Source organism: Streptomyces sp. NPDC048383, from assembly GCF_040651775.1.
GTDB lineage: Bacteria > Actinomycetota > Actinomycetes > Streptomycetales > Streptomycetaceae > Streptomyces.
Map to the genome: position 1 here is coordinate 137,669 of NZ_JBEZKS010000005.1, position 20,473 is coordinate 158,141.

20 protein-coding genes and 1 pseudogene are annotated in these 20,473 nt (G+C 71.6%); 10 read left to right on the plus strand and 11 right to left on the minus strand.

Annotated features, from left to right (window positions below; all coding sequences use genetic code 11):
- Nucleotides 1–80: 80 nt before the first annotated feature.
- Complete coding sequence (locus tag AB0D46_RS06325; RefSeq protein ID WP_362876109.1) at nucleotides 81–503, plus strand: helix-turn-helix domain-containing protein; 423 nt, start codon at nucleotides 81–83, stop codon at nucleotides 501–503.
- 56 nt (nucleotides 504–559) lie between these two features.
- On the opposite strand, the gene AB0D46_RS06330 is transcribed toward AB0D46_RS06325, so the two are convergent.
- Both AB0D46_RS06330 and AB0D46_RS06335 read right to left on the minus strand, forming a co-directional pair.
- Nucleotides 560–1,987, minus strand: a complete 1,428-nt coding sequence (locus tag AB0D46_RS06330; RefSeq protein ID WP_362876158.1) for a hypothetical protein — start codon at nucleotides 1,985–1,987, stop codon at nucleotides 560–562.
- A gap of 191 nt (nucleotides 1,988–2,178) precedes the next feature.
- Nucleotides 2,179–2,403, minus strand: a complete 225-nt coding sequence (locus AB0D46_RS06335; protein WP_362876110.1) for a hypothetical protein — start codon at nucleotides 2,401–2,403, stop codon at nucleotides 2,179–2,181.
- A gap of 210 nt (nucleotides 2,404–2,613) precedes the next feature.
- On the opposite strand from AB0D46_RS06335, the gene AB0D46_RS06340 reads away from it, so the two are divergent.
- Nucleotides 2,614–3,333: a class I SAM-dependent methyltransferase gene (locus AB0D46_RS06340; RefSeq protein ID WP_362876111.1), complete on the plus strand. Its 720-nt coding sequence runs from the start codon at nucleotides 2,614–2,616 to the stop codon at nucleotides 3,331–3,333.
- A 305-nt stretch (nucleotides 3,334–3,638) separates the two neighbouring features.
- Here the strand turns inward: AB0D46_RS06340 and AB0D46_RS06345 are convergent, their stop codons facing one another.
- Nucleotides 3,639–4,199, minus strand: a complete 561-nt coding sequence (locus AB0D46_RS06345) for a DUF6817 domain-containing protein (RefSeq protein ID WP_362876112.1) — start codon at nucleotides 4,197–4,199, stop codon at nucleotides 3,639–3,641.
- Nucleotides 4,200–4,902: 703 nt separating this feature from the next.
- Between AB0D46_RS06345 and AB0D46_RS06350 the strand changes: the two genes are divergently transcribed.
- Together AB0D46_RS06350 and AB0D46_RS06355 are read left to right on the plus strand one after the other, a co-directional pair.
- Nucleotides 4,903–5,568 (plus strand): GNAT family N-acetyltransferase, encoded by a 666-nt coding sequence (locus AB0D46_RS06350; protein WP_362876113.1) that lies wholly within the window; start codon nucleotides 4,903–4,905, stop codon nucleotides 5,566–5,568.
- Nucleotides 5,569–5,636: 68 nt separating this feature from the next.
- Nucleotides 5,637–5,747, plus strand: a pseudogene (locus AB0D46_RS06355) (short chain dehydrogenase); the annotation flags it as partial.
- Between the two features lie 93 nt (nucleotides 5,748–5,840).
- On the opposite strand, the gene AB0D46_RS06360 reads toward AB0D46_RS06355, so the two are convergent.
- From AB0D46_RS06360 to AB0D46_RS06370, 3 genes are read right to left on the minus strand one after another with little or no spacing between them, the layout of a single operon-like run.
- On the minus strand, nucleotides 5,841–6,167 hold the full coding sequence (locus AB0D46_RS06360; protein WP_362876114.1) for a DUF1048 domain-containing protein: 327 nt from the start codon (nucleotides 6,165–6,167) through the stop codon (nucleotides 5,841–5,843).
- Between the two features lies 1 nt (nucleotide 6,168).
- A complete protein-coding gene (locus AB0D46_RS06365) occupies nucleotides 6,169–6,525 on the minus strand; it encodes a DUF1048 domain-containing protein (RefSeq protein WP_362876115.1) in 357 nt (118 codons plus the stop codon).
- On the minus strand, nucleotides 6,522–6,848 hold the full coding sequence (locus tag AB0D46_RS06370) for a PadR family transcriptional regulator (RefSeq protein WP_362876116.1): 327 nt from the start codon (nucleotides 6,846–6,848) through the stop codon (nucleotides 6,522–6,524). Before AB0D46_RS06370 ends, AB0D46_RS06365 begins: the two co-directional genes overlap by 4 nt.
- Before the next feature lie 195 nt (nucleotides 6,849–7,043).
- Here AB0D46_RS06370 and AB0D46_RS06375 point away from each other — a divergent pair, with 195 nt between their 5' ends.
- Nucleotides 7,044–7,541: a DUF4232 domain-containing protein gene (locus tag AB0D46_RS06375; RefSeq protein ID WP_362876117.1), complete on the plus strand. Its 498-nt coding sequence runs from the start codon at nucleotides 7,044–7,046 to the stop codon at nucleotides 7,539–7,541.
- 536 nt (nucleotides 7,542–8,077) lie between these two features.
- Nucleotides 8,078–8,998, plus strand: coding sequence for an AraC family transcriptional regulator (locus tag AB0D46_RS06380; protein WP_362876118.1), 921 nt, complete (start codon nucleotides 8,078–8,080; stop codon nucleotides 8,996–8,998).
- Nucleotides 8,999–9,041: 43 nt separating this feature from the next.
- On the opposite strand, the gene AB0D46_RS06385 is transcribed toward AB0D46_RS06380, so the two are convergent.
- The 3 genes from AB0D46_RS06385 to AB0D46_RS06395 form a co-directional block, all read right to left on the minus strand.
- Nucleotides 9,042–9,422 carry an STAS domain-containing protein gene (locus AB0D46_RS06385; RefSeq protein WP_362876119.1) on the minus strand — a complete coding sequence of 127 codons (381 nt, stop codon included), beginning with the start codon at nucleotides 9,420–9,422 and terminating at the stop codon, nucleotides 9,042–9,044.
- Nucleotides 9,423–9,637: 215 nt separating this feature from the next.
- Entirely contained in the window at nucleotides 9,638–11,041 is a 1,404-nt protein-coding gene (locus tag AB0D46_RS06390) for an oxygenase MpaB family protein (RefSeq protein WP_362876120.1), read from the minus strand.
- Nucleotides 11,042–11,176: 135 nt separating this feature from the next.
- Complete coding sequence (locus AB0D46_RS06395) at nucleotides 11,177–11,452, minus strand: WhiB family transcriptional regulator (protein WP_362876121.1); 276 nt, start codon at nucleotides 11,450–11,452, stop codon at nucleotides 11,177–11,179.
- Nucleotides 11,453–11,628: 176 nt separating this feature from the next.
- Here AB0D46_RS06395 and AB0D46_RS06400 point away from each other — a divergent pair, with 176 nt between their 5' ends.
- Nucleotides 11,629–12,084, plus strand: coding sequence for an SsgA family sporulation/cell division regulator (locus tag AB0D46_RS06400; protein WP_362876122.1), 456 nt, complete (start codon nucleotides 11,629–11,631; stop codon nucleotides 12,082–12,084).
- 1,529 nt (nucleotides 12,085–13,613) lie between these two features.
- Here the strand turns inward: AB0D46_RS06400 and AB0D46_RS06405 are convergent.
- A complete protein-coding gene (locus AB0D46_RS06405; RefSeq protein ID WP_362876123.1) occupies nucleotides 13,614–15,524 on the minus strand; it encodes a helix-turn-helix domain-containing protein in 1,911 nt (636 codons plus the stop codon).
- A 722-nt stretch (nucleotides 15,525–16,246) separates the two neighbouring features.
- Between AB0D46_RS06405 and AB0D46_RS06410 the strand changes: the two genes are divergently transcribed.
- A complete protein-coding gene (locus tag AB0D46_RS06410; protein WP_362876124.1) occupies nucleotides 16,247–16,741 on the plus strand; it encodes a helix-turn-helix domain-containing protein in 495 nt (164 codons plus the stop codon).
- A gap of 41 nt (nucleotides 16,742–16,782) precedes the next feature.
- Nucleotides 16,783–17,505: a hypothetical protein gene (locus AB0D46_RS06415; protein ID WP_362876125.1), complete on the plus strand. Its 723-nt coding sequence runs from the start codon at nucleotides 16,783–16,785 to the stop codon at nucleotides 17,503–17,505.
- A gap of 70 nt (nucleotides 17,506–17,575) precedes the next feature.
- Here AB0D46_RS06415 and AB0D46_RS06420 read toward each other — a convergent pair whose 3' ends face one another.
- Complete coding sequence (locus tag AB0D46_RS06420; RefSeq protein ID WP_362876126.1) at nucleotides 17,576–18,751, minus strand: cytochrome P450; 1,176 nt, start codon at nucleotides 18,749–18,751, stop codon at nucleotides 17,576–17,578.
- A 143-nt stretch (nucleotides 18,752–18,894) separates the two neighbouring features.
- Between AB0D46_RS06420 and AB0D46_RS06425 the strand changes: the two genes are divergently transcribed.
- A complete protein-coding gene (locus AB0D46_RS06425) occupies nucleotides 18,895–20,445 on the plus strand; it encodes a PD-(D/E)XK nuclease family protein (RefSeq protein WP_362876127.1) in 1,551 nt (516 codons plus the stop codon).
- Nucleotides 20,446–20,473: the final 28 nt, after the last annotated feature.

Here is a 20,473-nt window from a genome sequence, read left to right on the forward strand (position 1 = left end):
GTGGCCCTCATCAGCGCCTTCGTCCATGCCTACGCTTGAATCCTTGACCGCGGGCCCACCGGCTACAAGAAGGCAGTTCGATGTCACTCACGCACACCGGGGTAACCACCACCCCCGCCGACCTCGACCCCTGCGGACGCGAGGACCACCCGGACTGCGGGATCCGCGATGTCCAGGACCGGCTCGGAGACAAGTGGTCGGTGCTCGTGATCGTCGAACTGGCCACCGGGCCACGCAGGTTCCGCGAACTGCAACGCGCCCTCGACGGCATATCCCAGCGCATGCTCACCCTCACCGTGCGCAGGCTCGAACGGGACGGCCTCGTAGTGCGTACCGTCTACCCGACCGTGCCGGCCCAGGTCGACTACCGGCTGACCGGGACCGGAGCGGACCTGACCCACCTCGTCAAGGCCCTTGCCGACTGGTCCCTCGCCCACCGCGCCGAAATCGCCGAGGCGCGGGACACCTACGACCGGGCCCACCCCGACCATGACATCCGCTGACGATGCCTCTCCCCACTCCGGACGTGGCCGGGGCCGCGTGGTCATCGCAGCGCGCCTCATGGACTCGTGTCCGGGTGGTGGACGTTGAGGTCGCCGTACGCCGACAACGCGGGGGACAGGTCGATTCGTTCGTGCCGCAGGGTGGAGTCGAGGAACGCGAGAGTGGCCGCGGCGACGACGCGCGGGCTCTCGGTGCGGCCCAGGGAACCGACCAGGGCGGGCACCGGCGGCAGGTACAGGGGGCCGTCCGTGAAGGTGAGGTGCGCGGCTCCTGGAAGGGTGAGCCGGTAGCTCGTCGCGGTGCCGCGGTCGAGGACCTCGGTGAGGCGGGGTAGGTAGCGCGGGTCGGTCTGCGGGCCGATGGCTTGGGTGAGCGCGAGCGCCGGCTGGTGGAACGGGCGCGCGCCGGGGTCGCGGGGGTAGCCGTCCAGGTTGATGACGGCGGCGAACCGGGCGTCCTGGCCCGCTGCTTGCAGGGCGGCGCCACCACCGAGCGAATGACCGGTCACCGCGGCCCGATCGACGTCCAGCCGTCCGGTCAGGGGGCCCGCGATCTCACCCCGGTCCACACGTCCCAGCTGGGTGAGGACGAAACTGAGGTCGGCGGCCCGAACTGCCGTCGTCTCGACGGCCCTTCTGTTGTCCTCGTCGTCGTCGCCGGTGGCGGAGATCCTGGTACGGATCGTGCGACCGTCGGCGAGGACGACGGCAGCGGAGTCGTACGGGTGGTCGAGGGCGACGACCGCATAGCCGTGGCCGGCCAGTTCCTCCGCCCACGCGGTGTTCTGGGTCCGCACTCCGCCAAGACCCGGTGAGAACAGCACGACCGGGAACCGTTCGCCCCCATCGGCCGGCGGGGCGTTGAAGACCGCGTGGGAATGGGCGCGCGGCACACCGTCGAGGAGGAAACCCGGGAGCCCGACGTAGTCCGCGAGGGCGTCCGAGACGGTGCGCGCCTCCTGCTGCGTGCGGCCGAGGTAGGGGGCCCGCCGCGCGCCTGCGGGACTCTTTGCGGCGGGGTACCAGAGCTGAACCACCACCGTGCGCCGGTCGTCGGGTTCGGCAGTGGCGGCCTCGGCTCGGTTCGGGTCGGTCCACTGCATCACGCGGGTGCCGACGGCGAACCGGCCCGTCGGCTCGGGGAACACGGGTACGGGGCAAGCCCACGCGGCCAGCGGGCCCGCCCCGATCAGGCCTGCGCAGAGCGCCGTTCCGGGCAACGCCAACCACCAGCGGGCCCGCCGCACCGGCCGCCCGGGACGGCGTCGCACCACAGGAGGCACGGCGAACGCCGCGGCGAGGACGGCCCCCGCCAACACCGGCAACATCTGCCAGCGGAGGCCCACCACGCCCAACACGCCTACGGACAGCACGAAACCCGTGCCTGCCGCGATGGCGACGGGGCGACGCGTGGCGGGGGCGAGCCAACGCACCGCCACCAGCGCGACGGCGCTGAGCGAGGCCAGGATTTCCAGGGGGGACATGTGCAGTCCCGTGATGAGTTCGGTCACCCGGCCATCCTGGCCACGGAGTTGGTGCGAACGCATCGGTCCCGGGTCGTCGTCGCGTACCACCGAAGTCGCAGTCCGGGCCGTCCCCTGTGCGACCGAAGTCGCAAGGTGGTAGACGGTCAAACCCTGGGCCGTGCGCTACGCCCTCGCCCCCACGGTCCTTGTCAGCGGCCGGGAGCGCGCGCTGCGGGGGCCGTCGTGTTCGTGTCGCCGGATCGGCCCTGCGCGGCCAGGACCTGGCCGAAGGCATCGGGCGCCATGAAGTGCAGCGGGTCGTTCGGGGAGTGCTTCCGCTGCCCTTCGGGGACCGGGGCTCCGTCGGCCTGAGCGGGAGTCGCGCCCACGAGGGCGGCGACGCTGAGGGCGGTGAGTGCGAGGAGTTGCTTCATGACGTGGTCAACGCGCCGGGGCGCCGATCGACACTGTCCGCGGCGTGCGGCCCCGCCCATCTCCTCGACGGCATCGGCTCCGCGCGTACTCGGCGGCATGTTCTGGCCCGTCTCCCCGGCCCGGTCCGTCTATCTCCGCCGCCCGCCGGGTAGCCACCAGGGCGCGGCCGGCCCCACCACGTCGCGCCTCATCCACCGCAGGGAGATGCCATGACCTTGTCCGACCGCTACCGCACCGCCTGGGACGGCTTCTGGGAGCAGAGTTCCGGCGAGCCGGGCGAAGCCTTCTGGGACGCGGATCCGGCCCTGACGGCGCGGCGCGACCTCGACCACCTCGCCCCGTACGCCGACCACTCGCTCCCGATCGCGGACCTCGGGTGCGGCAACGGCACCCAGACCCGTTTCCTCGCCACCCGCTTCGCCCGCGCCGTCGGCGTCGACCTGTCCGCCGCCGCCGTCGCCCACGCCCGCCGCGCCGACCCGGACGGTTCCGCCGCGTACGAACAGCTAGACCTCGCCGACGCGGCCCAGGCCGACGCCCTGTACGGACGCCTCGGCGATACGAACGTCTACATGCGGGCGGTCCTGCACCAGAGCGACCCCGAGGACCGCCCCGCGGTGACCGCCGCGGTCGCGCGGCTGGTCGGCGCGCACGGCCGCGCCCTCGTCCTGGAGCCGACCGGCGAAGCCAAACAAGTGATCGCCGCCATCGCCGAGCAGCCCGGCGGGCCCTCCCCCAAACTGCGCCGCGTCAAGGAGCACGACCTGCGGCCCGGCGAGGTCGCCGAGGGTGAGGTCGCCGCCCTGCTGCGCGCGGCCGGTCTCACCGTCCTCGACGAAGGCACGACGGCCCTGGCCATGAGCGAGACCCGCCCCGACGGATCCCCGGTGGAACTACCGGCCCGCTGGTTCGTCGCCGGCCGCCCCTGACGGGACGCCCTCCGGTGGCCGTGCCCGGTACGTCCGGCACCTTGGCGCGGCCACCGGTCGTATCCGGCGCCGCCCGGCGGGTGGTCGCGCGCGCCGAGGCGTTAGACGCCGGCTCAGCCGCCCTGGCCCGCGGGCGCCGCGGCCAATTCGGCCCTCCGCGTGGCGCGCAGGCACGCACTCCTCGACGGCTGCCTGCACGGCGTACCGGCCGCCCGCGCGGAGGAACGGCCGGTACGGAACGGTGCGATGGTGACGGGCAGGCGTGATGTCGCGGGGGCAAAGCGGCGTCGGGGCTCCCGTACGGCTCAGCCGAGGACCGCGGTCACTTCCCGGCGGGTCGCCTCCGACAGGAGCGGGGTCCAGCGCGTGAAGAGGGCGAGCAGGTCCGCCCCGTTCCGCTCACGGAAGGACGCGTTCACCTTGGCCAGGTCCAGTTCGTTGGCCACCGTGAGCTCGGCGAAGTCGCGGCGCCGCTGCAGGGACGGGGTGAACTCGTCACCGGTGAAACGGTCCCTGAACCTCACCGACGCCTCGTCGAGAGCGGCGAGGGTGGGGTAGGAGGCCTTGCGGTCACAGCTGGCGTAGAAGTAGACGAGCTCTTCCGCCTCCGTACCGATCGCCTCGGCGAGACGGGCGCGCTCGGAGAGTTCCAGGAGGGCCAGGGGCAGCCCGTCCGTGCCGTAGAAGGCGTGGCAGAGGGCCGCGGTCCGCAGTGCGGGGCGTCCGCCCCACGCGGCGAGCAGCGCCTCGACGCGCAGCAGGTGGGTCAGGAGCGTGCCGCCGGAGTGCTTGGTGGTCTCGGCTCCCAACTCCTTGAGCAGGGCTATCGCCGGCGAGTCGGTGGGCGTGTCGTCGCTGTGCATCATGGTCCCATCATGGCGAGCCCGCGCGCGGCACGTACGCCGGGACCGGCATGCGGACGCCGGGCCCCTTTTTGCCCGGCCGGGGTGACGAGCAACGGGCGAACTCGCACGGGCCGGGCAGCGTGACCGTCCCGGGCCGGTGCTCGAAGGTGTCCATCACCAGCCACTCGTCCAGCTCGGGGTCGTAGAGGTTCTGGACACCGAACTGCAGCGCCTGCCAGAAGGTGCCCCGGTTGTCCTCGTCGACGTGGATGTCGCCCAGTGCGAGCGGCAGGCGCGGGCATTTGACGGGGGCAGTTGCGGGAGGACCACGCCCACCCGCCAGTGGTTGACGTGCCGTTGGGGGGTGCGCCGCAGGGTCTCCCGGCCGACGAAACGGGAGTTCTCGAATCCCCGGTTCAGGTCCTCCAGGTCGGAGTGCGGGATACGGGAGCAGACGTGTTCGTTCAGGCCGGGCCATGTGCAGGTCAGCGTGTAGAGCGATTCCGAAACCGCGGGCCTGCTCACCCTGGAGCCGAACGGCCGACCCGCGGCAGGGACACGTCGGAGGTCCCTGTTCACGTGCCATCACGGCATCCTGATGTAATAATCACTGCACCTGTTCATCTATTACCATCTCGGGGGAACCTTGCCTTTCGCTCATCCGATCGAGGCCGCACGAGCATGGGTCCATGGTTGGACCGCTTCGCGCGGCGCGGCCGAACCCGTGCCCCATGCCTGGGGTTACACCGTCGACGTCGGCCTCACCGGGCACGTCATGCGCCATGTCCTGCACTCCGCGGACGAGGCGACCGTCCGCGGCCTCTCCGAGCACGCCACCGTCCCGGGCATCTGGTTGAAGGCCCTCGTTCCGCCGGACACCCTCGAATCCTGGCTCGCCCCCGGCTGGCACCTCGCTGGCGGCCTCGGCTACCTGATGGCCGCCCCGCTCACCGGCCCCCACACCCGGTCCCCGGATGGACCGCCCGCCGGGTACCGGCTGACGACCTGGACCCGTGACGGCGTGACCCGCGTTCTGGTGCGCACCGCCGAGGGCGCTTTCGCCGCGCGCGGTCAGGTCGCCGTCACCGCTCTCGGCGCCGTCGTCGACCAGGTGGAAACCGATCCGGTCCACCAACGCCGCGGCCTGGGTCGCCTGGTGATGCGCGAACTCACCGCGACGGCCGCCGAGCAGGGCGCCACCGCCGGTGTGTTGGGCGCGACTCCGGACGGCCGAGCCCTCTACGAGACGATGGGCTGGCGTTCACTGGCCCCGCTGACCGGCGCCGTACGGGATCCGGGCCGGTCGGCGGATGCGACCGTCGGGGCGCCGGGTGGTCACGAGGCCGCGCCCGTGGAAGGGACCGCGCTCCGCCTCCGGCCGGTGCGGTGAGGGTCTGCGTGCCGACGACGGACAGCAGTCGCAGCCGCTCGTGGCTCTCGGTGCCGGGGACGGACCCGGGCGGCCCTCCGGCCGAACAGGAGCTCTACGGTCGGCTGCGCAGCGTCGACGAGGCGCGGCGCATGTGGCGGATCTCGGCGGAACTGACCGGAGTTGGCATCCCGGAGTAGCGGCGGGACGGGTCCAGAACGGTGGCGCGCGGCCATCCGACGGGCAGGGCCTCGGGCCACGCCCGTCGGTACGGTCACGGCACGGCGGGGGTGTTACCTGCCGGTCGTACCGGGGCTCCCGCCAAGGGATTGCTGGTGGAGGTCCGAGTAGGTGGGGGTGTCCTTGATCAGGTCGTCGCAGAAGGCGGCGACGTCACGGCCGATGAGTTCCAGGACTCCCTTGCCGGCGACGACGCCCTCTTCGAAGAACTCGACGATCCCGGGCAGCAAGGGCCCGTCGGCCAGGTCGACCGGCCCGACCTTGAACAGGTACCGCTGCAGTTCTTTGTACACGATCCGGTAGTCCGGCGGGAGCGCCCTGACCCGTGCCGTGTGCGCCCGCCACTGCTTCTTGCCCTCGATGATGTCCTGGATGCTCACGTCAGCCTCCCAGCCGGCTCAGTTTCCGCGCGACGTTCCGGTTCAACTGCTCCCGCCACCGGTCGCGATGGGTGCGGGCCCCCTCACCTCCGGCCAGCGCCGCGCAGAAGCCCCGGACATCGTCGCCGAGCACCTCCTGCACGTTCTGCCCGTCCGCCGCCGTTTCCTCCAGCAGCCCCAGGGCCGCGTCGAGGATCGGCATCAGGTTGCGGCCGGTGAAGTCCGCGTGGGGCAACAGGTGGACCTTGATCTGCTCCCATGCGGCCCGGTGATCGTCCGGCAGGGTCTGCGCCCGGGCTTCGAGCGCCTTCCATTCCCTGCTGAGATCGCTCCCCGTGATGGTCTCCCAGAAGTTCATCTCCCGCCCTCCTTCAGCTTGTTGATGCGTGATGAGACGTACTGCCACTTCGCCCAGAACCTCGCGAGTTCCTCGCGTCCGGCCTCGTTGAGCGCGTAGAACTTGCGCGGCGGACCCACCCCGGACGGCCGCCTCGCCACCTGGACCAGCCCGTTCTTCTCGAGCCGCAGCAGGATCGTGTACACCGTCCCCTCGACGACGTCGGCGAAGCCGAGCTCGTTCAGCCGGCGGGTGATGGCATATCCGTAGGTTTCCTCGCCGCCGATGATCTCCAGCACGCACCCTTCGAGCGTGCCCTTCAACATCTCCGTCAGGTCGTCCATCGCGGTCCCTCCTCAACCCCCTTAGTACTCCGTGCCACCGAGTACCACTACACGGTATCACCGAGTAGTGGAGTGCGGCAGTACCTCCGGCCGACGGAAACCGGGTCCGCTTGGCAGGGGGCATCGGGGGTAGGCGGAACTGACGTCAATCACGAGAGCCGGCGTCCGCGCCGGCGCGATCGATCGGGGTGAGCCATGGTGGGCTTCACACGTACGGCGGTTCCCGCTCTGTTGTCCGTGGTCGTCGGGGCCACGGTCGTGTGCGCCGGCCCGGCCGCCGCGGCCGGGCAGCCGGCACGCGCGAGCACGTGCGCCGCCGGGGACCTGGACCTGTCCGTCGGAGCACCGGATGCCGGCGCGGGCCAGTTGTACGTACCGCTCGGCTTCACCAACATCGGCGACCGCTCGTGCACCCTGCTCGGATACCCCGGGGTGAGCGTCCTGGGCGCCGACCGGCAGCGGATCGGCGACCCCGCCGACCGCGAAGGCGCGACGCCCGGGCCCGTCACCCTGGCTCCCGGTGGCAGGGCGACGGCCGTCCTGCACACCACGAACGGGCCCATCGGCGGCCCGTGCCTGCCCAAGGGCACGTTCCTGAAGGTCTATCCGCCCGCCTCCAAGGACGCGGTCCTCGTCAAGGCCGCCTTCCAGATCTGCTCGGACCGCTTCACGGTGGGCCCGCTCACGGCCTGAGCCCCAACTCCGCGACCAACACGGGGACAGCACTCGCTCACCTCGAACCGGGCCGTCACCCACGTCGGGTCACCCACGTCGGGTCACCTACGTCGGGTCACCTACGTCGGGTCACCTACGTCGGGCGACGGCCCGGAGCGCGCCCCGCCACCGGTACGCGCCGGAGAGGAAGCCCGCCCACCGCATCCGGCCGAAACCGACCCGTCACTGAACCGGCTGTTGACCGTGTCGGCCGCCGTCGCTGCCTTGCTGCCGGCTGAGCGCAACACCCCGGGCGCGCCCGCGGCCCCGTTCGGATGAACCGTCCGGGGCCCCTCGCGCCGGATCGGGCGCTGCGGGGCGGGGTCCGGCAGCAGCTCCGGAGGGGGGCCTCTCGCCTCGCGGAACCGGATCGGGAAGGATGGGGCGGTTGACGCGATCGAGGCCGCGACGCGAAGGAACGCGCCGCGCCGGCTCGTGAGCGCCTCCCGGCCCGCGACTGCGGGCGTACTTGCTGAGCCCCGTCGGTCGGGGCCGGACCGGACGAGTGGGTGAGCATGGAACGGACGCTGTTTCGCAGCGAGAGCCTGGAGCAGACGGAGGCTTTCCTGTCGTCCTCGTACACGCCCATGACGATCGGCGGCGTCCCGGAGCGCAGCGGTGCGCGCATCGAGCGGCGTGCCGCCGGCGGGCTGCACGTGGACCGTCTCGCCTTCGACTTCACGATGTCGTACGACGCCGGGCCGCTCGACAGGCTCTGCCTGATCACGGTCGACCGCGGGGTGCATACGAGCGGGGGTGACGTCTGCGGACCGGGCGGAACGTTTCTCGTCGCCCTACCGGGCCGCTCCTATGCCGGGGAGGTCCGCGCCGCCCACTACACGATCACGATGTTCGACGCCGGCCTGCTGGACCGGACCGCCGAGGGCGGGGAGGAGGTCCGGCTCACCGGGCAGACACCGCTCGGCGAGGCGGCGAACCGGATGCTCTGCCGGACCGTCGCGCACGTCCGCGACACGATCCTTCAGCCGGGTTTCGCCGACGAGCCCCTCCTCACCGGCGCGGCGGCCCGTCTCCTGGCGGCCACCACCCTCAGCTGCCTGCCGCACACCCGCACCGGCGCCCTGCCCGACCGGGTCGACTCGCGCGACGGCACCAGCGACACCCTCCGCCGAGCCGTCGTGTTCATCGAGGAGAACGCCCACCGTGACATCGGGCTCGCCGAGATCGCGGCGTCGGTCCCGGTCACCCCGCGCGCCGTGCAGTACGCCTTCTCCCGGCACGCCGCGACCACCCCGCTGGGGTACCTGCGCCGGGTACGACTCGCCCGCGCCCACGAGGAGTTGACCGCTGCGGAACCCCGGCGGACCACCGTGACGGCCGTCGCCCTTCGATGGGGCTTCGCCCACCAGGGACGCTTCGCGGCGGCGTACCGAGAGGCGTACGGCACCGCCCCCGGTACGACCCTGCACGGGTGAGGGCCCGGTGACGCCCCCCGCCCGGTGACGCGCCCCTCGACCCTCACGCCCCGTGCGGCGCGCCGGACCGGCGGGAAGGGGCGTGGCGGTGCTCGACCGGGACAGTGCCGAAGACGCTGTGGGTGCCGGTCAGGGTCAGCAGGACCCGCAGGGGGCGACTGGCCTCGGTCACCGTCAGGGCGATGCCGCGGTCCTTCGCGTCCAGTCGCGTGAGCAGGAGTTCGTTGAGGCACGCCGAGGAGCAGAACGTCAGCCCCGCGCAGTCGACTTCGACGCGGTACGGCGCCGGCTCGGCCGCGAGCGCTTCGCGGAGCACCGCACGCAGGACCGGGCAGGTGTCGTTGTCCACCTCACCGGCCACCTCCACCCTCAGCACGCCCGGCTCGACCTCCGTCAGGCTCGCCCTCAGTGGTGTCTCCTGCACAACCCGTCCTCCGTCCGCGAGGCGGCGGCGTCCACCTCCCTTCGACCATGCACCATGTACCGGGCGCTCAGCAGCCCGCAGAACGAAACACCTCGCCGCGGACGTCCACGAAGCGAACCCTCCCCCCACGCGGTACGCCGGCTCGGACCGTTGGGAGGGCGGGCGACCCGCGCCCGCCGCTCGGGCGGGCCGGCGCGCCCGTCCCGGCCGACGGATCAGGGGCGGCCCAACAGCGCCACGCCCGCGGCCGTGTCCGCACGGGCGGTGAAGAAGTCGGTGAACGCGGCGACGAACTCCGCCTCGTTGATCCGACCGTCTCCGTCGACGTCCAACTGGCGGAAGGCATCGTTCAGTTCGGCGGGGTGCACGCGCGGCCCGCCGAACAGGACGCGGTATTCGTCGGCGCACAGGTACCCGCTCCCGTCGGTGTCGACGGCGCGGAAAAGAGCCCGCACGGCCGGTCCGAGTCCGTGGTCGAGGTAGCCCGCGTCACCATCGACACCCGCGAGCATCGCGCTCACGAACTCGGCGCAGTGCACCGCGCCGTCCCCGTCCGCGTCCATGCCCGCGCGCAGGTGCTGCCACCACGTCTCGAAGGCGGCGTAGAGCACGTCCTCCCGTTCCACGGGCAGCTCCAGCTGCCAGCACACGTTGTGGACCATCGCCTGGAGGTCCGCGCTGTCCACCCGCCCGTCACCGGTCTGGTCGAGCACCTGGTGGAAGAACGCCGCCAGGCGTGCCGGGCGGGAGTCGACGGTCCGGGGTCGGGGCAGGGGCGTGACGGTCGTGGTGCGCCGGGGCGCGGCCGGCGCGGCGTCGCCGTGCCTGCGGTAGCGCAGCCGGTCCGGCAGGCGGGTCATCACCTGCCGCATGCCGCGGTGAACCGTCCAGGAGAGGGCGGCGGCCGTACGGGTGCGGGGCGTGGCGAACCGCTCGTGCCAGGCGGGCGGCAGGTCGGCGATGGTCAGGGTGGTCAGTACGTTCGCGGCGACGGCGCGCAGCAGCGGCCAGGCGGGTCGCAGTCGGCCGAGGCGGCGGGGGGCGGGGGCCTCGCGCAACATGTCGAAGAGCAGGTACCGGACTTGGTCGCCGCATTCCAGGGTCTCGCGGACGGCCCGGTCGACGTACGCGGCCACGTCGGCGGCCGTCGCGGGGAGCGCGTCGTCGGGAACGCCGAGGTCTGTGCAGACTTCCTTGAACTCCGCGTACAGGACGTCGAGTTCACCGGCTGTCAGGGGGTCGCCGGACAGCTCACGCATGGCCGTCATGGCCTCGTACAGGGTCACCATCACCCAGGCGCGGACCGCCGGGTCCTCGGCCTCGTACGGGCGGCCGGCGTCGTCGGTGCCACGGATGCGGCGGTGCGCGCGCTCCAGCCGGGCCGCCTCCCGCGCTCGTTCCTCGGAGGTGGCGAAGAACAGTCGGCTCCCGCTCTCCATGGTGTGTTCGATCCGCCGCCAGGGGTGGGCCCGGTACGTGGAGTAGCGGGCGGTACCGGCGGCGACGGCGGGATGTGCGGTCTGCAGGACGAGGAGCCGCCATGCCACCAAACCGATGCGCCACTCGCCGAGGGTCAGGCGCAGCAGGCCGGCGGCGGAGGGTGCAGGGGTGTGCGTCACGCGGTGCTCCTTGGGGTGGTGGCCGACAGGAGCACAACGCCGTGCTGGTGGAGGAGGTTTCGGTGATGCGGAGGAGGCTTCGGTGGCGCGGGGGGACTTCGGGAGCGCCGCCCGCCCGGAACCGTCCGTCGCGGGTCAGGCGGCGGCCTGCAGGCGGCTCCGTTCCCTCGCGGTCAGACCGCCCCAGACCCCGTAGCGCTCCTGAGCGGACAGGGCATGGCGCAGGCAGGCCTGGGCGACGGGGCAGCCGGCGCATATCCGCTTGGCCCGCTCGTCACGTTCCTGGCGTTGTTCGAGCGGCTCCTGCGTCGGGCCGAAGAACTGCTCGGACGCCGTTTCCCGGCATGCCGCGTCCGCTTGCCAGGCCCAGTGCTGGAGCAGGGGAAGGGGCAGGCGGGAGGTGTTCGGCATCGGGTGCTCCTTCGGTGTCGGTGTCCTGCGGTCCGTCTGTTCCGGTTCGTACGGATCAAACCTCTCCCGACCGCCTCCACCGATTCACCCGGTTGCCGCCTGGTCCACGGGGATCAGCTGCCCGTCCACGGGCAGACGGGCAGGGCAACGACCCCCCCCCTGCCGAGAAGGATGCTGTGGAGCCCGTTCTCCCCTCCGGCGCCGCACGCTGCGACGCCCGCTGGTCCACCCGCGCCCGCCAGTACCTGCCCCACACCCGCACGCCGCGCACCGTCCCGGTGACGTTCCACTACCGGCGGACCGACCCGCTGGCCGTGGAGGCCGTCTTCCGCTGCCCGTCCCACGGCGACGACGTCGTGTGGACCCTCGGACGTGACCTGCTGTCCTGCGGCATCTCCAGCCTCACCGGCACCGGCGATGTCGTCCTGTGGCCGGGCCGCGGCCGCAGCCGGGTGTGGCTCCGACTCGGACCCGACACCGGGCACGCGCTCCTCAGCATCAGCCGCCCGGAGTTGGCGGCGTGGCTCCGCACCACCTACGCCCTCGTCCCGCCCGGCACGGAGGAGGAGCACCTCGACTGGACCCCCATCCATCGACTGCTGAGCAGTCCTCGGCCTCCGCATCGCACCTGATCCCCCGCCCGCTCCCGCCCCCGCACCGGCCGACGTGGGTGTCCTGCCGGTCGGGCGGCCCGCCGAAAGGCGGTCCCCGGCTCAGGTCGGCCTGCGTGCCAGGGCGGACCGGACGGTGTGTCGCCGAGGTTCTCGCACCCGAAGCCGTAGAAGTGCCGGTTGCCGTCCGTGGTCGCCTCGGCGACCGTAGTGGTGCACCATCACGCCGTCCGCCGGACCCCAAAGGCCCTTGTGGTTGCGGTTGTGGGTGCGCCGGCCGGGACACTCGACGATCCTCACGCCCTCGTTCATGAGCGCGGCCGGGAAGGCGTCGGGGCTGAGCGGTGCGGCCAAGGTGACCCTCCTGCGCCGGTTGGTCCGCGCGTCGGGCCGACGGCTCCGGCACCGTCGCCCGGAGCGGGTGGGCGCGAAGGCGGCCGGCCCGTCCTCACCGAGCCGGACGGGCGTACGGCCGTACGGTCGTCCTGACCGTCCCGGAACCGGGTACCGCGCCCCGGCGGCCCGAGCACACGGCAGACCGGTTCTTGAGGGAACGCGTACGTGAGGTGCCGCTCGACCGGGGCAACGGACCGAGCCGGTACCGGCCCCGCCGGGCGTCGGGTTGTCCGGGGGAAGCGGTTCCCACCACTCCCCCGGCACCCGTCTTCCGGTGTTCGAGGCGACCGGATCGCCGCGAGCACGCCTTCGCCTTCTTCCAGGCCCACTTCCGTGCCGTACACCCCCGTGGTTCGGCACTGCGCGATTGCTCGTGCCGTGGGTGTCCGGAATGCGGGTCGGGCTGTGCTCGCCTCGGCAACGCTACGCATACGGGGAATGCCGCGCCATTGCACGGATGCACCAACCGAGCGGTATGACCTGTGGGTTCTGCACCACGGTTCGCAGGCACACCCCCGAGGTGCACATTGTGCAGCTCCGATCCTGCGGAGCTGCACATCGGACTTTGCCGCGAGCGGCGAAAGGATTCACCTCTCGCTTTTTTCGGCCAACGGGCCTAATTTAAGGTTCACCCAATCAGGCAGGACGAAAATGATGACCACCCTCGAAATTCAGCCAACTATTACGGCCTGATTTCGGCCACATCGAAGCGCGGCCCACGCCGGTTTCACCCGGTCCATGACACCGCACCCCACCTGCGGTTTCATCAGGTTCCGACCTCGGCCGCGCCCCCGGAATCACAGCAATGACGACCACCCAAGGCCGCTCCCTTCGGGCTCGATCCATCGACCGTTCGGGTCACCTCAACGCATCGAGCCGATCTTCGCGATCCTGCCGGCCGAAAACAAAAGTCGCGGAGCCGCTCACACGGCAGCCCATGCGAATCGTCCGGACGATTCGAGCAACGATTTCCCGTATCGGATGTCCATCGGACCAGGAAGCGCGCTGACGTCAATCGAATTTCGTTCAGCCCGCGAAACGGCTCGCCGAACCGAGGCCCGGACGCGCCCTGTTCCCCCACCGGCAACGCAGGCCGCGCGACCCGCGCCCGGTATCGCGGCTACCGACGACCCGGTGCCCGCGTGGCTCTCGGGTCAGGCCGCCGCGCACAGTTCGCGGGTGGAGTCCGGAAGGTGGGGCACACCCGTCATGAGGTGCAGTGCGAACAGCAGGTCGCGCATGCCGCTCAGCGAGGACAGGTCGCGGGACAAGTGACCTTCCAGCGCCCTGATGTGCGAGCGGACGGTGGCCTCCGACAGGCCCAGTTCGCGCGCGGTCGACTCCAAGTGCGCGTCGAACGTGAGCCAGGCCGTGGCCGTGGTGAGGAGGTCGCGTCTGTCCGCGCAGGCGGGCCGGAGCAGCATTTCGGCCCAGGCGCGGGTCTGCGGGCCTTCGAGCAGACCCCGGAGCGTGGGCTCCCCGGCCGCGAGGCACCCGTCGGGCGGCTCGGGCAGCTCCCGCTGCGTGACGATTTCCAGGGCCAGGCCCACGGTGACCCGGTCCGTCAGGGCCCCGAAGTCCTTGTTGAGGAGTTCGGCGGCGCGCGCCACCCGCCGGGTCACGGTGTTGCGGTGCAGATCCAGGCGGCGCGCGGCCACCGTGTAGGGGTAGGCCAGGGCCGTGGGGAGCGTCCCGCGGAGCAGCTCCCACTGGCTGTCGATCCGCATGAGCGGGTCGAGCAGTCGGCGGGCCCACACCTGGGCTTCGTGCGCCGGAAGCAGGCTGACCAGGTCGGTGTCCTGGGCGGAGAGGGCCACGGAGTCGGGCTGGTGGACGGCGAACCGTTGGGCGGTGGTCGCTTCGTGGAGGGCGCGGGCGAGGAGGGACAGGGAGTACACCCCGCTGCCGCCGAGCGAAGCCTCCGCGCCGAGCACGGACACGAGTCGGGTCAGTTCGACGGCCACCTTCTCGTCCGCCTCGTCGGCCCGGACCGGGTGGATCACCAGGATCCGGTCGGGCCGGCGCCCGTCGGCGACGACCAGGGCTCGGCCGGCCGTGACGGCCTCGCAGCGGCGCACGGCCGCGTCCCGACGGGTGGGCGAGGTCTCCACGACGAAGACGCGGGCGGTCTCGGGGTCGAGCAACCCGGGCGCGAGGTTCCTCATGACCCGGCGCGCCTTGGACACCTCTCCGTCCAGCAGGAGTTCCACCGCGGCCGCGCGCGCGGCCCGGACGGCGTCGGAGGCCGCCCGGTACTCGCGGCGCGCCTGGTCCACCAGCCCCAGGAGCTTGGCGGCCTGGCGCAGCAGCTCCAGATCGGCGTCTTCGAACTGCGTACGCCGGGCCACGGCGAGGACCGTGTCCGCCGCGGAGGACGGGCCGAGCGAGATGAGCCGGGTGTGCGGTCCCGACCGGGACTCGGATGTGTTGGCCGCGACGGATTGGCGGATGATCGCCTGCGCGAGTTCCTCGGCCGCCGTGGCCGGCGAGGCGACGAGAACGCGGTCGGGTTCGCTGACCATCACCTGGACGTCGAGAGCGCGGGCGAGCCAGTCGGCGATGCGCTGCATGGCCCGCGGGTCGGCGAGCCGCGCCGGCAGTTCCTGTACGAGCGAGGCGAGTTGGGCGGCCCGATGCTCGGCGGACACGATCCGGGACTGCTGGATGGCTTCGTGCACTCCCTGCCACTGCTCCACCGGCGCGGCGGTGACCAGGAGGGGCGTGCCCAGCCGATCCGCCAGGTCCACGAGGGACTGGGGGTACGGCTGGCGGGATCCGGGAGCGGCGCCGACGACCAGGCCGACGCTGCCGTCTCGGCTCATGCGCCGGAGCAGTACCTCCAGCACGCCGGTGATGCGACCGCGCAGCCGGAAGGGGACCGCGTCGGCGATCAGTACGAGGAAGCCGTCGGGCAGCGTGGCGGGCACGCCTTCTTCCAGGAGCGTCTCCGGGGTCACGGAGAGGACGCCCGTCACCTCGACCGCCCGCGCGGGAGCGGAGCACTGGCCGAAGAAGGTGAGTTCGAGCTCGGGGTTTCGGGTGGGCAGCGTGCCCAGAGTTGGCATCGAGCACTCCTCGAAGCTGTCCGGAAGGTGTCGCGTGGGTGCCCTGTGCCGCCCGGGGAACTGCGTGGGCACCTCGGTCACGACCTCATTCCCGCCTCTCCCGCGCGCGCCGCGCGCCCACCTGGGTGCGGCAGGACGGACGACTCGAAACGCACCGCGTGCGACAGGCGTTCGGGCATCCTGAGAAGCGGACGTACGGTCACGGTCGGAGGGGCCGAACGGGGCGGGACGTGCGGGTTCCGGCGATCGCGGGACCCAGCGTCGAGGACGGGGGCGGAGCCGTTGTCGTGTCGCCGGGTGCGACCGGGCGAGGAAAGCAGGTGCCGCGCGGTCCGTTCCGACGCCCGGTCACTGTCCTTGTATCCCAACTCCGGACTCAACTGTCCCCCTGTATGGTGCGGCGCCACGTGCGTGGGCACGAGCCGCACGGCGTGCGGCCGACGTGCGGCCGCTCCCTCCTCCGCCCCGTGTCCGACCTGCGGGGACGTCTCGAACAAGCGGGCGTCCCGGCGGTTCGACGTCCCCTTGCCCGCAGGCCCGACAACCCGCGCACACGCCGGTGCGCAAGGTTGCGTTGCCTATCGGGATACTGCCTTCCGCACCCAAGCGTGTCAACTAAAGTACACAGACCTGGGCCCAGACAGAGCGAGAGACCGGTACGTGGTTGTGTGCATCCATCAGCAGGGCGTCCTTCGGGCCGTGAGCGGCACCTCCTGCCTGAGGTGAGCGGCGACCGTCCGTCGATCGCGGGCAAACTCAAGGACCTCATGGCGGGACGGCGGGGTCGCAGTCACACGTCCCGGTCGCTCTCCGAGTCCGTCGAAGCCCTGCCCGACGGTCATCCGTCCCTGTCGCACGCCGCCATCGCCAAGATCGCCAACGGTTCGCAGAGCAACCCGACCGTCGGCACGCTGCTGGCCCTGTGCGAAGCTCTGGGCGTCCCACCCGCCCATCTCCTCCCGCACGAGCCCTACGACGACCTTGAGGCGCTGGAGGCGTTCGAGAACCCGCTCGCGCGACACGTCCTGGCCCTGCTGAACGGTCTCCCCGAGAGCGAACTGGCGGGAGTCATCAAAGATTTGGAACGGCGAAGGGCCCACGTCGGCCTGGAACCGGTTCCGCCCCGTGCGGCCGTCATGCCGCCGAGCAAGCGCCGACGACGGCGGAAACCGGACGATGCCGCGCGCTACGCGGCTGAATCACTGGAAGGGCTGTAGTAGTGGACGGCATAGTCTTCGGGACGTGCACACTGGCCGGCTTGTTGGTCACCGTGCTCTGCACCCGCAGGGCCCTGGGCAATCCCCGGGTCTCCACATGGGCCATCGCCATCGCCTTCGGCGTGTGCACGCTGGGCGTCCTGTTCGCCGTCCCCGTCGTGGCCCGAGCGGCGGAGGACCTCACCGGCGTCGTCAACATCGGCAAGCTCATCGCGCACGTCTGCGCGATCCTGTGGTGCGCGGCGCTGCAGATCACCATGGTGGATCTGGCCTATCGCCCCGAATACGTGAAGTCCGCCATCTTCCACCGGGGGTTCGCCGCGACGGTCGAACTCGCGATCATGGTGCCGCTCTTCCTGGCGACGAACGCGCCCGACATCGCGTTCACGACCGCCCACGCCGACAATCCCAAGATCGCCGCGTACCTCCTGCTCTACCTCTCCTACGTCATGGTCACCTGCGGGGAGTTGGCGTTCATGTGCGGCAGGACGGCGCGCCGCAACTGGGGCATCCGACCCTGGAGCGGCGCCGGGTTCTCCCTGTCAGCGATGGCGGCCGTCTTCGGGCTGGCCTACGCCCTGACCAAGGGGAGCTACATCATCTTCCACACCCTCGACAGGCCGTGGTCGCTGAAGACCGAGGAGTTCATCAGCCCGACCCTGAGCGGCCTCGCGGTGATCTTCCTGTTCGCCGGCCTGACGCTCCCCATGGTGGGCACCTTCCGGCAGCGACTGCGTCAGAAGAGGGCCCTGGTCACGCCTTGAGGGCCGTCCCTCGCGGATCCCGCCTCCCGAAAGCCCCCGCCGCGAGCCCCGGCGCCTCAGGGTGATGCGCTCACGCCTCGTAGCGAACCCTCAGCTCCTTCAGGCCGCGGGAGCGCAGCGACCGGCGCCACTGGGGGGCCGGGTCCAGCAACTCCAGGGTGGGGTAACGCTCCAGGAGGGCGGCGAGGGCGATCTCCACCTCGGCGCGGGCCAGGGGGCCGCCGAGGCAGTAGTGGATGCCGTGGCCGAGTGCCAGGTGGCCGGCGGTGTCACGGTCGAGGTCCAGGGCGTCGGGCTGCGGGAAACGGGCGGGGTCCCGGTTGGCCGCCGCCAGGGACACGAGCACCGTCTCCCCCGCCGCCACCGCCACCCCGGCGATGGTCATGTCCTCGGTCGCGAACCTACGGATCGCGAGCAGGGCGGGGCCCTCCAGCCGGGCGAACTCAGCCACGGCGGCCGGGAGTCGGGAGGGATCCTGGCGGAGCAGGGCCAGCTGGTCCGGATGCCGCAGCAGGGTGTGGATCGCGTTGCCGATCAGCTGGGCCGTGTTCTCGTAGCCGGCGAACAGGACGAGGAACGCCACCGACATCAGCTCGTCCTCGCTGAGCCGGTCGCCGTCGGCGTCCCGAACCGCGATCAGGTCGGACAGCAGGTCGTCGCCCGGCCGGCCGCGCTTGTGCTCCATGAGCCCGGTGAGGAAGCCGAGCATCGCCACGAGCGCTTCCTTCATCGCCTGCGGCCGAGCCGGGTCCGGCGCCACCAGCGCTTCCGTCCAGCCGCGGAAGTCCACCCGCCGGTCCTCGGGGATCCCCAGCAGGTCGCAGATCACGATGATCGGCAGCGAGAAGGCGTAGGCGCCCAGCAGGTCGGCGCCACCGGCCGGCCCGAGCCGGTCCAGGAGCCGGTCGGCGGTCTCGCGGATCGGCGCGCGCAGTTGGTCCACCCGCCGCGGGGTGAAGGCGCGACCCACCAGCCCACGGATGCGGGTGTGATCGGGCGCGTCCATGTTGAGGAGGTTGGCGTCCAACGCGGGCGGGAGGGCGAAGCCCCGGTAGGTCCCCTCCGCGGCGTTGGCCTTGTCCAGGGACAGCCGCGGGTCGGCGAGCGCCTCGCGGACATCGTCGTAGCGCGTGACGAGCCACGCGGGCGTCCCGTCGGTACCCGTGATGCGGCACACCGGCGCGGTGTCCCGGAGCCTGTCGTAGACGGAGTACGGGTGCTCGATCAGTTCGGCCTGAAGATCCATGGGCCCACCCTAGAACGTGAGCGCGTCACTCCCGGGGCCGGGCCCGCACGATCCGGGAGGTACCAACCCCGTAGCCTTGTCAGTCCGGTTGTCTGGGGCGAGGGGAGAATCCTGTGGGGGTTCGGGGCGGGGCGTGGCCGGCGGTGGAAGGGCGTGCGGACATCCTGAGGATCAGCGCGAGTGACGCTCAGGACAGGCTGGACGGCTGTGGCGCGTACGGCGCGCTCAAGATACGGCCGAACCTCAAGGCTGCCGCCTGGGCGCGCCGTTTCGACAACAGTCAGCCGTTCCTCCTCGGAATGATCCGCGAGATCTGCACCCGGCTCCACTCGAACCCCCGGGTCGACACCTGGGAAGGGTTGGATCATGAGATCGACGCGGAATTGAAGGCCTACGCCCTCCACCCCGGCTCCCGCGCCTACGCGCGCCACGCCATCGAGAATTACCTGGACGCGCACGAAGTCGGCGGGGCCGACATCGATCCCCTCACCTTTCGCCTCTTCGACCCACAGGTGGCTGTCGGCCCCGGCCGCACCCTGACCGTCTGGAGCCCCGTCTACGAAAGCGGGACGGGAATCAGGGAGGTGCGGCGGCTGAGGTTCGGCGGCGTACGCCCACCGGGGGAAACCCCGGACCGGTGGACGGCCGTCGCTGCCCGCGTCGCAGCGCTCACCAACCCTGTCGGGGACATCGGCCGCATACGGGTGACGGAAATCGGCCTGGGCGACGGGTCGTTCCAGGTGCTCTTCGACGGAACGCCCGAGTCGACACTGCCCCTGTACGAGGGGATCGCCCTCGCGTCGCTCCGAACCATCGACACCGCCCGCACCATGACGCCCGGGTACTCGTGCCAGGACTGCAAAATAGCGGGGTGCTGCGGAGCGATCGAGGAGTTCGACGGGTTCCTCGGGCAGGAATCCCCTGGTGAGGGCACCAGATCGGTCAGTGCGCGGGACATCGAGGCGTACGGAACCTGCGCCGCCCGGTGGCATTTGGACATGGCGTGCCACCTCCCGAAGGAACGCTTCACCGGGGCCGGGTCCCGCCGCGGGAGCCTGATCCACCACTGGATCGCCACCGCGCACGTCCGGTCGCGACGGTGCGTCCCCTCCGACGTGGGGGATTTCAGTGATCCCGACTCCTTCACGTCGACCCTCACCGCGGACGAGTACGCGGAAGTGAGTCCCTATCTCCGGCAACACCTCGCGACCTGTCCGCTCGGGGAGGGCATCCGGCTCATCGCGACCGAATCCCCGCTCTACGGATACGACAGGTCCGCCGATGTCGTCATAGCGAGCGAGCCCGACGCCCTGTACACGGATGCCGACGGCTGCTTCGTCATCAGGGAAACGAAGACGACGAACCAACGGTTGCCCCGGGACGACAGGGAGGCCTTCGAGCGCTTCCTCGCGGTTCCGTGGCTCCTCAATCTGCTGGGGACCGGCTACCGGGGCCCCCACCGGGCCGAGTCCGCCCGCCTCGAACTGGAAGTGCTGTCCCGGGACGAAAGCCGCCTCTTCACCTGGGACTTGCGCGACGGCGCGGCTTTGAGCGCGGCACGGGCCGCCGTCCACCTGCGCTCCGCCGCCTGGCACCGCGACACCACGTGGGCGGCCTCTCCGGGCGAACAGTGCGCTTGGTGCCCGGTCCGCAGGTGGTGCCCTGAGGCGCGAGCCGGTGCGGACGAGGACTGACCCCGCTCATCGGGCTCGGTGCGCAGGT

Coding starts and splice junctions, on each gene's coding strand:
- AB0D46_RS06365 (WP_362876115.1), bottom strand. CDS start 6,525: ATGAACTTCTGGGAGACCATCACGGGGAGCGATCTCAGCAGGGAATGG.
- AB0D46_RS06420 (WP_362876126.1), bottom strand. CDS start 18,751: ATGGATCTTCAGGCCGAACTGATCGAGCACCCGTACTCCGTCTACGAC.
- AB0D46_RS06345 (WP_362876112.1), bottom strand. CDS start 4,199: ATGATGCACAGCGACGACACGCCCACCGACTCGCCGGCGATAGCCCTG.
- AB0D46_RS06405 (WP_362876123.1), bottom strand. CDS start 15,524: ATGCCAACTCTGGGCACGCTGCCCACCCGAAACCCCGAGCTCGAACTC.
- AB0D46_RS06380 (WP_362876118.1), top strand. CDS start 8,078: ATGGAACGGACGCTGTTTCGCAGCGAGAGCCTGGAGCAGACGGAGGCT.
- AB0D46_RS06325 (WP_362876109.1), top strand. CDS start 81: ATGTCACTCACGCACACCGGGGTAACCACCACCCCCGCCGACCTCGAC.
- AB0D46_RS06375 (WP_362876117.1), top strand. CDS start 7,044: ATGGTGGGCTTCACACGTACGGCGGTTCCCGCTCTGTTGTCCGTGGTC.
- AB0D46_RS06340 (WP_362876111.1), top strand. CDS start 2,614: ATGACCTTGTCCGACCGCTACCGCACCGCCTGGGACGGCTTCTGGGAG.
- AB0D46_RS06395 (WP_362876121.1), bottom strand. CDS start 11,452: ATGCCGAACACCTCCCGCCTGCCCCTTCCCCTGCTCCAGCACTGGGCC.
- AB0D46_RS06370 (WP_362876116.1), bottom strand. CDS start 6,848: ATGGACGACCTGACGGAGATGTTGAAGGGCACGCTCGAAGGGTGCGTG.
- AB0D46_RS06335 (WP_362876110.1), bottom strand. CDS start 2,403: ATGAAGCAACTCCTCGCACTCACCGCCCTCAGCGTCGCCGCCCTCGTG.
- AB0D46_RS06330 (WP_362876158.1), bottom strand. CDS start 1,987: ATGTCCCCCCTGGAAATCCTGGCCTCGCTCAGCGCCGTCGCGCTGGTG.